This is a genomic window from Paenibacillus sp. Paensp111 (genome assembly GCF_059492195.1).
This window is the reverse complement of sequence record NZ_CP168527.1, coordinates 1,925,663-1,939,284: the sequence shown is the minus strand read 5'-3', so window position 1 is coordinate 1,939,284 and position 13,622 is coordinate 1,925,663. Positions and strand designations below refer to the sequence as shown.

Here is a 13,622-nt window from a genome sequence, read left to right as displayed (position 1 = left end):
TGCCCGGAAAGAAGCACTCAAACTTGAGTATATAATATCTTTAGTTCAATTTAGAAGAAAATATTAATTTGTCCCTGCATAGGAGTGCAGTCCCGCGATAACCAGGTTCACCCCAACTAGTGTGAACATGATAACCAGGAAGCCCAGCACGGCAATCCAGGAGGCTTTACGTCCCTGGAATCCTCTGGATAGACGCAAATGCAGATAGGCACTGTAGTACAGCCAGCTTATGAGTGCCCAGACTTCCTTCGGGTCCCAACCCCAGAATCGGCCCCAGGCCTGTTGGGCCCATATCATAGCGAACACTAATGCTCCAAGGGTAAAAATCGGGAAACCGATCGCTATCGCACGATAACTGATTTCATCAAGATCGTCCGGGTCAAGTCCCTTTAGAAGAGGGGACACGAGCTTACCGAGCGGGCGGCGGACCAACAGTCTTAACAGAATGTAGATTACCGCGCCGCCAATAATGGACCACACAATCGTATTCAGCTTGCGTCCAGCCGATGCGCCTTCCACCCAGGATGGAGCATGGAGAAGCGGCTGATCCAGACCGGCGAAGCTCTGCATACTCACGACCTTGCTGTTATAAGGAGCCACGATCGGAGGAAGATTGTACTCGACTTTGTCCTCCTTCGTCGTGGTTTGACCTGCTGAATCCGTGATAACCTGTTCACTTGAGAACACTGCCTGATATCCTGCAGCCCGGAAGGCAAAGACAGCGACTATGAAGCCGATGACGATGATGATGGAGAACATGGTGAACTCCACCCACCACTTTTGCCGGCGGTCTACCTTATCCTTACCCTCAAAATTCACGGTACGAAGCAGATACATGAATGCCGCCGCAAAGCCGACAGCAAAGAATGATTCGCCCGTAGCAGCCAGCGTAACGTGAATATACAGCCAAATCGACTTCAGGGAAGGAATTAGCGGCTGAACTTCAGCCGGGAATACGGCCGCATAAGCCATAACGATGACCGCGATCGGCAGAGCGAACAAGCCTAGCAGCGTTTTACGATAGATCAGAAAGACGACCGTAAAAGCAACCATAATCATCATGGATAGAAAAGACATAAATTCGTACATGTTGCTGACAGGAATCCGTCCGGCTCCAGCCCACCGGGTTCCAAAGTAGAAAAGATGTCCCAGCAGTCCAACTGAGGAAATGAAGAACGAAATGCGTCCCCATTTGCGCTCATGTCTTACGGGATCCCGATTTCTCCAGCTTTTCCCGATTACAGCTATCGCAAAGGCAATAAAGGCTATACAGTACAGGAAGAAGGAATACATAAAGGCCTGTTTACTTACTTCTAATAAATCCTGCGTACTCATTCTTGGTTCCTCCCATTATCCAGAGACTTCTCATCTACTTCGACACCCAGTGGCTTCAGGATCGACACCACTTCCCGGCGGAGGCCGAAGAAGTTCTTGGTGGTGTGACCCCCTAAAGTAAGCTGACCGTCATCTATCCGCAGCCATATCCGGCGGTGTGTCCAGTAGAATCCGAGGACGAGTCCGAGCATGACAATCGCAAGTCCTGCCCAGACGAACGGCATCGCTCGATCCATACGTATGTTGAGGAAGCTAGTAGATTTGGCGAAGTCCACATCGCCCATCGCCTTAACATCCAGATCCAGCTTCTTTTCAACCCCGCCCAGCTTCTCATTAATCAGGTCCTGCTGGAAGCGCGCTTTGTCGATTTGCTTAGGAAAGTAAATGAACTGGGCGCCTTCCTTGGGAAGATCCGGACCCTTGATCAGGAACAGAAAGGCCGGGGCGTTCGGATTAGGCGACTTGGATGTCGGCTCCCCATCATCGTTCAGCATAAAGTCCATATACTTGTTCTTGAGCTCCAGGGTATAAGGTCCAAGTGTATAGCTCCGCTTCGGATTCATCATATCTAGCTTGAACTTCCCGTACTCTTCTCCGGTCACTTTGTTCACCAGCACCGGCTTAACGGAGCGGAGCTTGGGTGTCAGATCAAAGTCATACTGATAGGCTACAAGGCCTTTGTAATTAAGCGGCTTATTCACTTCAATATCATGACGTGCAACTTCCTTCAGCACCGGAGTTTTGGAAGGGTCATTGCAGTACGCTGTACACTCATACAGCACAGCCTTGGTCTGGAATAACTTTGGCAGCATCTTCCCTGTGTTCCGGAACTCCTCAGGAAGCTCTTGCTCACTATAATAATTGACCGTAAATTGTTCATTCTTTAGATAAAAGGTTGTACCTGGTATCCGTTTGGCCTCGCCCTCAGGGAAGCTGACATATTCGTCCATATGAAGCCCTGGTAATCCTCTAAATAGAACAGCTAGCAGGAATATAATTAGTCCGATATGAATAACATAAGGTCCCCAGCGGCTAAACCGCTGCTTCTCTGCAAGAAGAGCCGTACCTTCACTATGTACGCGGTAGCCTTTCTTCTTCAGTTCCGGAGCTGCCCGCTGGATCCATTCTTCTGCACTTTCCTGAATAGGACCTTGGTACACTACCCTTTGGCGTGTCAGGAATTCCATATGCTTCATGATCTTCTGTTTGGATAGGGCTTTGTATAGCGGAAGCACACGGTCCAGACTGCAGATTACTAGCGACGAACCGATCAGAACCAGAAGCAGAATGAACCACCAAGAGTTATACGTATCAGCAAGCCCCAGGCTGTAGTAGATTCCACCGAGAGTTCCATACGTTTTGTTGTAATACTCTTCGGGATTCTGCAGATTAATAAAAGTGCTGACTTGCGGAAATACAGTTCCAAGCATGGCCCCGAGTAAAGTAAGAATAATCAGATAAATAGCAACTTTGACAGAAGAGAAAAAGTTCCATATTCGATCAATAAAATTCGGATTGGCACGCTGGGAACGACGGGCAGCGCCGTCATAGCGCATTTCAAGCACTTCCCCTGCTTCACCCAGCTCTATCAGCGGCTTGCCGCAGGCCTCACAGAGCACAGTACCCACACGGTTCTGGTGTCCGCACTCACATTTCGTATTGCTTATCAATTTGATCTCCCCTCCTGTGTAATCATGGCGCGATTAACTGCCCGATCTGGCTGTCCAGAGTCTTCAGATCAAGCTCACCCTGATGAATGGAGGTGATATTACCTTTAGCGCTTACAAAAAAGGTCGTAGGAAGAGGCGAGATATTGTAATCCCGTACAGCATCACTATTCGGATCTAGTAAAATAGGGAAGGTTACCCCGCGGTCTTCCGCAAAATTCTGCACAGTCATCTCGTCTTCTCCGGCATTAATTCCGAGAACCACGACTCCTTTGTCCTTCCACTTCTCCCACTGCTGCTGAAGAGCGGGCATTTCCTTGACACACGGCTTACACCAGGAGCCCCAGAAATTAATTACCATGGCCTTGCCTTCATAATCCTTCAAATGATGAACACTGCCGTCACTTCCAAGCAGTGAAAAAGAAGGCGCCTTGTCGCCAACCTGCAGTGTATTATGAGAGCCAAGCACCGCTGAGCTGATCGCATAGCCACCCAGTATCACAATGAAGAGCAAAATTACGATTTGCACCGGCCGCCTGTATTTCTTCATACCGAAGCAGCTTCCCTTCTATGGCAATATTATAAATACAGACTGAACTACCTCTATGTCCCTGATAAAGATGTGAGATTAGTCATAGTTCATTCTGTATTTATGGACATTCAGTGAATATCCTATGAATATTATAACGAATATTGCCACATTTTCAGCTTCGTTATTTGAAGATTATGTGTCTAGTCACGTTTTCCTTGCTTGTCCGCTTTCTTGGCGCTCCGCTTGAGGTCTTCTATCTCGGCAGGCGTCAAATGACGATACAGCCCCCGCTTCATATTCCCAAGGTGAAGCTCACCGAACGAGATTCTCTTAAGCCGCTGAACCGGATGATTAATCGATTCGAACATCCGTCTAACCTGGCGATTTCTACCCTCATGAATCGTAATCCGGATAGTGGATTCCTTCTCATCGGCACCAATGTCATAGTAATCAACTTCCGCCGGCGCCGTCATTCCGTCTTCAAGCATGACGCCCTTCTTCAGCTTGTCCAGATCCGTACCATGCGGAACTCCTTTGACAGTGGCCAAATAGGTCTTCGGTACGTGATGCTTCGGATGCGTAAGCAGATAGGCAAAGTCTCCGTCATTGGTCAGCAGCAATAGTCCTTCTGTATCGTAATCAAGACGCCCAACCGGGAATACCCGTTCATTTACGCCTTTCAAATAGTCAGTTACGATCTTGCGGCCCTTGGGGTCGGATGCGCTAGTGATCACACCTTTTGGTTTGTTGAACACAATATAAAGCTTCTTCTCAATCCCTATTCTCTTGCCGTTGACGGTAATCTCATCTACTGCCGGATCAGCCTTCGTGCCGAGCTCCGTCACCGTCTCTCCGTTAAGCTGTACTTTCCCTGCCAGGATCATCTCCTCGCATTTCCTGCGTGAAGCTACACCCGCTTGGGCTAATATCTTCTGTAATCTTTCCATGTCTTATAAGTCACCTCATCCTAATGATACCCACTAAGGTATAAAATCACAATAGCCCTCCGAAGAGGGCTGCAGCTGGGGAAGCTGAAGATCGCCAAAATCATTTCGCAAGAACTACCCAAATACAATCAGACATACGGCTATCGCGGCGACAAATCCGATCACATCGGAGAACAGCCCCACCTTCAAGGCATACATCCCGTTCTTAATCCCTACAGCGCCAAAATATACAGTCAGCACATAAAACGTCGTATCCGTGCTCCCCTGTATTGTCGAAGCGATCCGGCCAATCATCGAATCCGCTCCATATGTCTTGATCAGATCCGTTGTGAATGCAAGCGAGCCTGTTCCTGTTAAGGGCCGTAGAAATCCTAGCGGTAGAACTTCGGCCGGGGCTCCGAGCTTGGTCATGAGCGGAGCGATCCATCCGGTGAAGAAATCCATGGCGCCCGAGGCGCGGAACACGCTGATTGCGACCATCATACCAACAAGATGCGGAATGATTTCAATCGCTGTATTGAATCCGCTCTTCGCTCCGTCTACAAATGATTCGTAGACAGGGACTTTGCGGATGAACGCAAACAAAGGAATGAAGGCAATCATGACCGGTACCGCCCAATTGGAGAATACATGGATCAAGGTTTGCAAGGCTCCTCACCTCTCCACGGTCAATGTGGCCGGGGCCGGATTTGCTGGCGGTATGACAGGCGGACGCTGGCTTTTCACATACCTTCTGCGGTACCAGCGGTCAGCCATAATAGCAGCGAGGGTGGCTACGAATGTGGCCATAAGTGTCGTCCCTACAATTTCTGCCGGATTGGCTGAACCGAAGCTGATCCGGATCGCTATCAAGGTGGTGGGAATCAGCGTGATACTTGCTGTGTTCAGCGCGAGCAGCGTGCACATGGCTGGTGTTGCTTTTTCCTTATCCGGATTCAATGTCTGAAGCTCTTGCATGGCCCGAATTCCCATTGGAGTTGCAGCATTGCCCAGTCCAAGCAGGTTCGCACTCATGTTCGAGAGAATGAACCCCATCGCCGGGTGATTCTTCGGAACATCCGGGAACAGGAAGGAGACCACCGGACCCAGCAATCTGGAAATGCCCTTGACCAGTCCCGAGTCCTCGGCCAGTCTCATCATACCTAACCAGAACACCATGATACTGATCAAGCCAAAGCACACAGTCACACCGGTCGTAGCTCCATCAAAAGCCGCTTCGGTCACCACGCCAATGTTCCCCTTGACCGCGGCAAAAGCAAATCCAATCAAAATAAACGCAAGCCATATTTTGTTAACCATTTGAACTCCTCCCCCATGTGTTACTCCAATCGTTAGCCTTTCACCTATGCTTTGCTGCGGAAGCACGATCTTCAGGTTCAGCAGTTGTATACACAGGAACAGAACCAATAGACTTATCCTCTAGCAGAATTTCCATTCGTGCCCGCAGCTTGAAATCTTCGGGCTTCGGTGTGATCAACTTGAGATTTTTCACGATCTTATGCTCTTCCCCATCCCGCAGTGGATAGCTAAAGCTTGACCCTGTCACCCAATCCCCATTCTGGCGGACAGGTTCTCCCTTCTCCACAATCCGCTTAAGCGGGTAGGTCGTGAATCCATAATCCAGAAGCTTGGCATGATCATTCCAGTCATCCCCATCGTTAAGCGTGACTACAGCAAGCTGCTGGCCGTTACGTGTAGCGGAACTAACAAGACACCGGCGGGCGATCTTGGTGTATCCAGTTTTCACACCATCAGCTCCGTCATACAAACGCAGCATTTTATTTTTATTTGCCCACTTGTATTCCCAGGCTTCATTAGGATTCGGTGCAGTCTTCACCTTGGTTCGGACAATTTCTCTAAATACAGAATTGTGAAGGGCATAGGCTGTGAGCTTGGCCAGATCGCCAGCAGACGAGTAATGCGCCTTGGCATCAAGCCCGTGCGGATTGGCGAAATGTGAGTGTGTAAGCCCAAGCTGCCTTGCTTTCTCGTTCATTAGATACACGAAGCCTTCTTCCGAACCGCCGACATGCTCAGCAATAGCAGAGGCCGCATCATTGCCGGAACGAAGCATGAGACCATAGAGCAGATTGCTTAACGTCATTTGTTCGCCCAGCTTTAAGTACAGGGAGGAGCCTTCCTTGGCAAAAGCGTTCTTCCCCACCTCGACCTTGTCATCCAACCGGCCGTGCTCGATCGCTACGATTGCGGTCATAATCTTGGTAAGACTGGCGATAGGCAGAATCTCTTCTCCCCTCGTACTGTAGAGCATCCTGCCTGAAGTTACATCGATTAATGCTGCTGCCCTGGCATGGGTATACGGTTCATTAGGCATAGGCTTACGAGCTTCCTGCGTACCTGCCAGTGCAGGTGACGATGGGAATAGAGCAAGGAGCATGGATATCGTAATTAAGAATAGTGACTTGGGTATATGCATGTTGTTATATTCCTCCGAGTGGGATAAGCCCAAATACTTATACCATAATATGCAAAGGGACAAGACAGTATGTCCCTTTTCTAGGACATGAAAATCCCTTCCGCTTGCTGCAGGAAGGGATTCATGGCAACTTCATTATGCGGCTTAGAGCAAGGATTGCCCGTGCTGCGTATTCGGATTATCATTTATGCTTATATTCATTTGCCCAGTTGGGTAAGCATTCGATGGGTTGGTCAAGCCGCTCATACCCGAGCCGCTTGTTCCCTGGTTCTGGCTCGAATTGGAGTTAGGGAACAAGGATTGAATCTTATCAATGACATTCGGTACCGCGTCAATCAATTTCTCTACGACATGCGTCTGATTGTCGAGCGGCACCACATTTACACCCTGCTTGCCGACAACCAGGAAGGCAATCGGGTTAATGGACACACCGCCGCCGCTTCCGCCCCCGAACGGCCGAACCTTGCCATCTGTAGCAGTTCCAGATTTCTCATGCCCATCTTCGATACTGAAATCACTACCTCCAGCTGCAAAGCCAAAGCCGACACGGCTGATGGGTAGAATCACACTGCCATCGGGAGTCTCGACCGGCTCACCTACAATCGTGTTTACATCAACCATTTCCTTAATGTTCTCAAGAGCGGTCTGCATCAGCCCTTGAATAGGATGTTCTGCCATTTCTTTGCTCCTCCTTTCACTTTTAACACTCGTACTAATAGCACCAGTCCAGCATACATAGCATATCCACAGCGAATTTCGGCTATACAGGTCATTTTTGTGGAAATATGAGGCTGAGTTCCGTATATCGGGATAACAAATACCTGTGGAGGAACCAGCAGCCTTAGCTTATAGGACAACCACCCAAGCAGGCTGTACTTTACCCCATATAATGCCCCGGTTAACTGAGCCGTATGAACTGCATCCGACAGACCCAGCTCTGTGGTCCAGTCCAGATGCCTTACCTTAACCCGTCTCAGCGTTCGGCTCATCCACAGCTTAAGATCATGCGTAGACGCAAGCATTCTCTTCCAATTCTCAACCCAGGTATCTACTTTGTCTTTGTCGATATGGGTCTCAGCTTCTTGGTGATGATCCTTCATCACATTGCCTTCCTTCTTTTCTTTCACCTGCAAACCTTGCTTGAGATTCTTGAATTTGAGCATGGGAATTTCGTAGTGATATTTAAATAACCCAAAAAGAGCTGAGACCTCAATTAATATGGTATCGTCCTTACCGAGCTTATTCACATTAAGGGTCAGCTTGATTCTGGAGATCAAAGCCGCGAAGATCAAGATCAGCAGCAGGAGCAGCAACCCTCCAAGCCAAATCCACACGTGCAACCCTCCATACTGGTGACTGAAATAGAAACTTCGTATAGTATGGCACCAAGATAAGGAAATATTCGCTTATTGAGGAAAAAAAGAACCGCTCCTGCAGGAGCGGCTTGTGTGTAGCAGAACTATATAAGCACAATTATACCAACATTATTTGTCCACATCATCGAACGTAAGCTGCTGTTGTTCCTCCAGCTTCTGGAACAAGAGCTGGGTCTCTTCTTCCAGGTTCTCGGTATTCTCAAATTCATCCATTTCCGGCAGATCCACTAGACTTCCCAGGCCAAAATAATCAAGAAATGCTTTTGTTGTGCCATAGAGGATCGGGCGTCCAATAGCCTCGGCTCTGCCGACCTCCTCAATCAAATCCTTGTTCACCAGGGTATGAATAGCCCGTTCCGACTTAACCCCGCGTATCTCTTCAATGTCAATACGGGTAATGGGCTGGCGGTAGGCGATAATAGACAAGGTCTCCAGCGCCGCCTGGGATAGCGATGAACGCGAAGGTGAGTAAGCCAGCTTCTCGAAATAGGGGGCGTGATCTGGCAGGGTTGCCAGCTGATATCCTCCCGCTATCGAAATAATTTGCAGCCCGCGCCCTGCCTTCTTGAATGATTTCTTCATATCTTTAAGCGCATCGATTATGACTTCACTGCGTTGATCCAGCACCTCTGAGAGCTGCTTGACGGTGAGTCCTTCATCACCCGCCAGGAACAACAAGCCTTCAATAATCGATTTCATCTTCTGAAAATCCATTCTTGCTTCCTTCCCCTTTCCATTCCATCACAATATCATCGAACAGCTTGTTCTGATAACAGACAATCTGCTTCATTTTCATCAATTCAAGGACAGCCAGGAAAGTAACGACAATCTCATGCCTGTGCATCTCTTCGTGCAGCAGCTTCGAGAATAGGATTCGTCCGCCTTTCCCCTGCAGCTCAAGCACCGATATCACTTCCCGCAGGCGGTCTTTAACTGAAATCTCATCTCTTTGTATTCGGGCCACGGTGCTCCGCTTGACCGCCTTGCGAATAGCCTTCTGGAAGACGGCGATCAGGTCGGCAGCATGCAGTCCTTTTACCGGGTTCTCAAGCACCTCAGGCATAAAAGGGGACAGATCTTCCGGTTCCTTGGAGAAAATAAGGCTTCTCTCCCACTCCTTACCGTGCAGATGCTCCGCGATTCCTTTATACTTCCGGTATTCGATGAGCTTGCGAATCAGCTCGTCACGCGGATCTTCTTCTTCCTCATAATAGGCATAATCTTCTTCTATCTCAATCACGGGCGGTTTTGGCAGCAGCTGCTTACTCTTAATGGATAACAGCGTGGCTGCCATGACCAGGAATTCGCTAGTAATTTCAAGCTCCAGCTCCTGCATGCTGTTCAAATAGGCTAAATATTGGTCTGTAATTTCGCTAATGGAGATTTGATGGATATCGATCTCCGCTTTATCAATAAGATGCAGCAGCAGATCAAGCGGTCCTTCAAAAGTCTCCAGCTTGTAAAGTACTGTCACGTGTTGCTCCTCCGCCCGATAAAAATAAAAATGTAGTACCATTATAATGGTACTACACTAAATAAGCACTATTTTAATTGTTTCGTCAAGTTTGCCATTTCAATTGCTGCGGTCGCTGCATCCCAGCCTTTGTTCCCCGCCTTGGTACCTGCCCGTTCAATCGCCTGCTCAATGCTCTCTGTCGTTAGTACACCGAAGATGGTCGGTACACCGGTCTTTAAGCCAATCGCAGCCACACCCTTGGCCACCTCATTACATACATAGTCATAATGGGAGGTTGACCCTCTGATTACGGTTCCCAGCGTGATCACTGCATCGTACTTGCCGCTCTCTGCCAATTTCTGGGCAGCAAATGGAATCTCGAAAGCGCCTGGTACCCAAGCTACGTCAACTTCCTCATCTTTAACTCCATGCCGCTTAAGCGCGTCCTGGGCTCCTCCAAGCAGCTTGCTGGTAATAAACTCGTTAAATCTTCCTACAACAATCGCATACTTAAGACCTTCTGATACCAAATTTCCTTCAAAAATGTTCCCCATGTTTTATCAACCTTTCTGGTTATAAAGTATTGTTCTAGTTCTCTGCGGATTCATTCTGTTCCAGATCATCAAATTTAAGAAGATGACCCAGCTTGGCCTGTTTGGTATGAAGATAATTCGTATTATCCTCATTCTCCTTCATTTGGATGGGTACACGTTCCACAACCTGCAGGCCATACCCTTCAAGCCCTCTAATTTTGCGGGGATTGTTGGTCATCAGCTTGATCTGCCGAACACCAAGGTCCTTAAGGATCTGAGCTCCAATCCCGTAATCGCGCAGATCGGCAGCAAATCCAAGCTTGATATTGGCATCGACCGTGTCGAGTCCTTCCTCCTGCAGCTTGTAGGCCTTCAGCTTGTTGATAAGTCCGATCCCACGGCCTTCTTGACGCATGTAGAGCAGAACTCCATTGCCCGCCTCTTCAATCTGGCGGAGCGCAGCCTCGAACTGAGGACCGCAGTCGCAGCGGTGGGAATGGAATACATCGCCTGTCAAGCACTCGGAGTGGACTCTTACCAAAACTGGCTTACTGCTATCAATGGTGCCCTTGACCAAGGCAACATGTTCTTTCTGATCAACCTCGTTGGAATACGCAACTGCACGGAACACGCCATAATCAGTTGGCATCCGGACTTCCACTTCACGGTTAACCAATCTTTCTTTCTCATTGCGGTAATGTATCAAATCTTTGATGCTGATGAGCTTTAGCCCGTGTGTCTTGGCAATTTGCATCAGATCGGGTAATCTGGCCATGGTTCCGTCTTCCTTGATAACCTCACAGATCACCCCGGCCGGATAAGCTCCTGACAGCACAGCCAGATCGACTGCGGCTTCCGTGTGACCTGCCCGGCGGAGTACTCCGCCTTTCTTGGCGATCAGCGGGAACATATGGCCCGGGCGACGAAAGTCCGAAGGCCCCGCGTTCGGGTCCATCAGACCCTGAATGGTAACCGAGCGTTCTTTTGCCGATATCCCTGTTGTCGTATCCTTATGGTCTACCGAGACTGTGAAGGCTGTACCATGAAAATCGGTATTTTGCGCCACCATTGGCCTTAAATCGAGCTCTTCCGCCCGTTCCTGGGTAATTGGTACACATACGAGGCCTCTGCCTTGACTGATCATGAAGTTGATCACTTCAGGTGTCGCCTTCTCGGCCAGCGCAATAAAGTCCCCTTCGTTCTCCCGATCCTCATCATCGACGACAATAATCACTTTTCCATCCTTCAAATCTTGAATGGCTTCTTCAACTAAATCCAGCTGGATATCACTCATTGTTACTCACTCCTTTGTATAAAAGCAGCAGTTATATGTTGCGGGTAATGAACTTATATCTTCAGGTCAAGCAAATCCGTTCTCAACAAGAAACTGCATGCCCATAGCCGGTTTGGATGAATTAGACTCCGCATCCTGGCCTCTGCTCCCATAATTCAGCAGATGCTCGACATATTTACCAAGCACATCACATTCCAGGTTAACGCTATCCCCTGACTTCTTAAGGGAGAGGGCTGTCTCGGCCAACGTATGCGGAATGATGGAAATGCTGAATTTCTCATGCGAGGCTTTAACCACCGTAAGACTGATTCCATCAACCGTTATGGAGCCTTGGGGAATGATATATTTGAATAGAGTGCGCTGGGCCGGAGCGATATCATACACTACCGCATTCTGGTCCCTTGTTACCCCGGTTATTATTCCCGTACCATCGACATGACCCTGTACGATATGACCGCCGAATCTACCGCCTGCTGCCATGGCCCGCTCCAAATTCACTTTCGCGCCCACCTTTAAATGGTTCAGGTTCGTATGACGATAGGTCTCGGGCATCACATCAACGGCAAAGGAGTTGCCTTGGTTAGACACGGCTGTAAGGCATACGCCATTGACCGCGATGCTGTCGCCGAGCTTAAGATCTTCCATAATGACGGAAGCCTGTATATCCAGCACCATGGCCTCTCCCTTGCGCTGAACAGACTTCAGAGTTCCTACTTCCTCAACAAGTCCTGTGAACATGCCTGTGCCTCCTAACTGCTCTTGTAATCCTTACGCTGCACTTCTCCCAAAATAAATTACACTTGCCTACCGATAATTCCTTAGCACAGCCTGCTTAGCAATTTTTACTATTTCCATACCGGAGTCCCCTTAATCAGCACGTTGTCCCCGATCATTTCAACGGACAAGTTCTCCAAGGTAACCGCATCTTTCATTTCATCAAACCCATCAAAGACAAAATTGCCCGTTGAGGCCAGCCCACCGATCAATTTGGGTGCGAAGAACAAGGCCATTTCATCCACTAGCTTCTCCTGGATTAAGCTGCCGTTAATTCTCCCGCCCCCTTCAACCAGAATCGAAGAAATGCCCTCTCTGCCTAGATGGTGTAAACCCAGCTTCATATCTACCCTCGGACCCTCGCCGCAGATCATGACCTCGATCCCCTTATCCTCAAGTTCCTTGATCCGGTTACGATCTGCTTGGGCAGTTGTAAGTATGATGGTCTTCGCAAGGTTATCCGTAATCACTTTCGCCTGATCAGATATACTAAGGTGAGAATCTACAATAATTCTGACCGGCGACAACCCTGGAACAGGCAGCCGGGTAGTCAGCTCTGGATTATCAGCGAGCACAGTCCCGATTCCAACCAGAATTCCATGATGCTGATGCCGCATTACGTGGACCCGTGCCCGTGACTCCTCATTGGTAATCCACTTGCTGTCGCCCGACCTGGAGGCAATTTTGCCATCCAGCGTACTGGCACATTTGATCGTAACGTATGGCATACCTGTGGTTATGAATTTGATGAATTTCTTATTTAAGCTGATCGCCCTGTCCTTAAGCACACCCACCTGAACATCGATCCCCTGAGCCTGAAGCATGGCAATTCCGCGTCCAGCAACTTTGGGGTTAGGATCTTCGCAAGCAATCACGACCCGGGCCACCTTCTCTTTAATAAGACGTTCACTGCAAGGTGGAGTTAATCCGTAATGACTGCAGGGCTCCAAAGTAACATACACCGTACTTCCTTCAGCATGTTCACCCGCCATATTAAGGGCATGCACTTCTGCATGAGGCGTTCCTTGCTTAAGATGAATGCCGATACCGACAATGGCTCCGCTCTTCACTACCACAGCACCCACAACCGGGTTTGTGCCCGTCTGACCAAGTGCCTTCTCGGCCATATCCAGCGCCATAGACATGTAATACTCATCATTCATGAATTCCACCTGAGACACCAACTCCATTCTTGCATTCCTAGGCAGATCCGAGTGCCTATCCTAAGACAAAGTATAAAAAACCCCATTCGGATAAACTCCGATGGGGTT

15 protein-coding genes are annotated in these 13,622 nt (G+C 48.9%); all 15 read right to left on the bottom strand.

Translation table 11 applies throughout. The annotated features are described in order from the left end of the window. Positions 1 to 63: 63 nt before the first annotated feature. The 15 genes from ccsA to ribD all read right to left on the bottom strand — a co-directional run bounded on the left by ccsA (position 64) and on the right by ribD (position 13,523). Entirely contained in the window at positions 64 to 1,335 is a 1,272-nt protein-coding gene (ccsA, locus tag ACEN86_RS08940) for a cytochrome c biogenesis protein CcsA (protein ID WP_495633933.1), read from the bottom strand. After that, positions 1,332 to 3,005 (bottom strand): cytochrome c biogenesis protein ResB, encoded by a 1,674-nt coding sequence (gene resB / locus ACEN86_RS08935; protein ID WP_495633932.1) that lies wholly within the window; start codon positions 3,003 to 3,005, stop codon positions 1,332 to 1,334. The genes ccsA and resB overlap by 4 nt, the downstream gene beginning before the upstream one ends. Before the next feature lie 22 nt (positions 3,006 to 3,027). Further along, positions 3,028 to 3,552, bottom strand: coding sequence for a redoxin domain-containing protein (locus tag ACEN86_RS08930; protein WP_495633931.1), 525 nt, complete (start codon positions 3,550 to 3,552; stop codon positions 3,028 to 3,030). Between the two features lie 182 nt (positions 3,553 to 3,734). Beyond that, positions 3,735 to 4,481 (bottom strand): pseudouridine synthase, encoded by a 747-nt coding sequence (locus ACEN86_RS08925; RefSeq protein ID WP_495633930.1) that lies wholly within the window; start codon positions 4,479 to 4,481, stop codon positions 3,735 to 3,737. A gap of 114 nt (positions 4,482 to 4,595) precedes the next feature. After that, on the bottom strand, positions 4,596 to 5,084 hold the full coding sequence (locus tag ACEN86_RS08920; RefSeq protein ID WP_495634258.1) for a spore maturation protein: 489 nt from the start codon (positions 5,082 to 5,084) through the stop codon (positions 4,596 to 4,598). 51 nt (positions 5,085 to 5,135) lie between these two features. Beyond that, positions 5,136 to 5,780 carry a nucleoside recognition domain-containing protein gene (locus ACEN86_RS08915; RefSeq protein ID WP_495633929.1) on the bottom strand — a complete coding sequence of 215 codons (645 nt, stop codon included), beginning with the start codon at positions 5,778 to 5,780 and terminating at the stop codon, positions 5,136 to 5,138. Between the two features lie 40 nt (positions 5,781 to 5,820). Next, positions 5,821 to 6,918, bottom strand: coding sequence for a D-alanyl-D-alanine carboxypeptidase family protein (locus ACEN86_RS08910; RefSeq protein WP_495633928.1), 1,098 nt, complete (start codon positions 6,916 to 6,918; stop codon positions 5,821 to 5,823). Between the two features lie 144 nt (positions 6,919 to 7,062). Further along, the gene (ytfJ, locus tag ACEN86_RS08905) at positions 7,063 to 7,596 is read right to left on the bottom strand and encodes a GerW family sporulation protein (RefSeq protein WP_495633927.1); all 534 of its coding nucleotides are present in this window, start codon (positions 7,594 to 7,596) and stop codon (positions 7,063 to 7,065) included. Continuing rightward, a complete protein-coding gene (locus ACEN86_RS08900; protein WP_495633926.1) occupies positions 7,569 to 8,252 on the bottom strand; it encodes a DUF2953 domain-containing protein in 684 nt (227 codons plus the stop codon). Before ACEN86_RS08900 ends, ytfJ begins: the two co-directional genes overlap by 28 nt. Before the next feature lie 150 nt (positions 8,253 to 8,402). Continuing rightward, entirely contained in the window at positions 8,403 to 9,008 is a 606-nt protein-coding gene (gene scpB / locus ACEN86_RS08895) for an SMC-Scp complex subunit ScpB (RefSeq protein WP_495633925.1), read from the bottom strand. Then, a complete protein-coding gene (locus ACEN86_RS08890; protein WP_495633924.1) occupies positions 8,977 to 9,768 on the bottom strand; it encodes a segregation and condensation protein A in 792 nt (263 codons plus the stop codon). The genes scpB and ACEN86_RS08890 overlap by 32 nt, the downstream gene beginning before the upstream one ends. 68 nt (positions 9,769 to 9,836) lie before the next feature. Then, on the bottom strand, positions 9,837 to 10,304 hold the full coding sequence (gene ribH, locus ACEN86_RS08885; RefSeq protein WP_495633923.1) for a 6,7-dimethyl-8-ribityllumazine synthase: 468 nt from the start codon (positions 10,302 to 10,304) through the stop codon (positions 9,837 to 9,839). 34 nt (positions 10,305 to 10,338) lie between these two features. Further along, positions 10,339 to 11,577, bottom strand: coding sequence for a bifunctional 3,4-dihydroxy-2-butanone-4-phosphate synthase/GTP cyclohydrolase II (locus ACEN86_RS08880; protein WP_495633922.1), 1,239 nt, complete (start codon positions 11,575 to 11,577; stop codon positions 10,339 to 10,341). Between the two features lie 66 nt (positions 11,578 to 11,643). Beyond that, positions 11,644 to 12,315: a riboflavin synthase gene (ribE, locus tag ACEN86_RS08875; RefSeq protein ID WP_495633921.1), complete on the bottom strand. Its 672-nt coding sequence runs from the start codon at positions 12,313 to 12,315 to the stop codon at positions 11,644 to 11,646. Between the two features lie 107 nt (positions 12,316 to 12,422). Next, a complete protein-coding gene (ribD, locus tag ACEN86_RS08870) occupies positions 12,423 to 13,523 on the bottom strand; it encodes a bifunctional diaminohydroxyphosphoribosylaminopyrimidine deaminase/5-amino-6-(5-phosphoribosylamino)uracil reductase RibD (protein WP_495634257.1) in 1,101 nt (366 codons plus the stop codon). Positions 13,524 to 13,622: the final 99 nt, after the last annotated feature.

Bases quoted from the DNA above. Each gene is read 5' to 3' on its own strand.
- ribE (WP_495633921.1), bottom strand. From the start codon at position 12,315: ATGTTCACAGGACTTGTTGAGGAAGTAGGAACTCTGAAGTCTGTTCAG.
- ACEN86_RS08880 (WP_495633922.1), bottom strand. From the start codon at position 11,577: ATGAGTGATATCCAGCTGGATTTAGTTGAAGAAGCCATTCAAGATTTG.
- scpB (WP_495633925.1), bottom strand. From the start codon at position 9,008: ATGGATTTTCAGAAGATGAAATCGATTATTGAAGGCTTGTTGTTCCTG.
- ACEN86_RS08915 (WP_495633929.1), bottom strand. From the start codon at position 5,780: ATGGTTAACAAAATATGGCTTGCGTTTATTTTGATTGGATTTGCTTTT.
- ccsA (WP_495633933.1), bottom strand. From the start codon at position 1,335: ATGAGTACGCAGGATTTATTAGAAGTAAGTAAACAGGCCTTTATGTAT.
- ACEN86_RS08925 (WP_495633930.1), bottom strand. From the start codon at position 4,481: ATGGAAAGATTACAGAAGATATTAGCCCAAGCGGGTGTAGCTTCACGC.
- ACEN86_RS08930 (WP_495633931.1), bottom strand. From the start codon at position 3,552: ATGAAGAAATACAGGCGGCCGGTGCAAATCGTAATTTTGCTCTTCATT.
- ACEN86_RS08910 (WP_495633928.1), bottom strand. From the start codon at position 6,918: ATGCATATACCCAAGTCACTATTCTTAATTACGATATCCATGCTCCTT.
- ribH (WP_495633923.1), bottom strand. From the start codon at position 10,304: ATGGGGAACATTTTTGAAGGAAATTTGGTATCAGAAGGTCTTAAGTAT.
- ACEN86_RS08920 (WP_495634258.1), bottom strand. From the start codon at position 5,084: ATGATTGCCTTCATTCCTTTGTTTGCGTTCATCCGCAAAGTCCCTGTC.
- ytfJ (WP_495633927.1), bottom strand. From the start codon at position 7,596: ATGGCAGAACATCCTATTCAAGGGCTGATGCAGACCGCTCTTGAGAAC.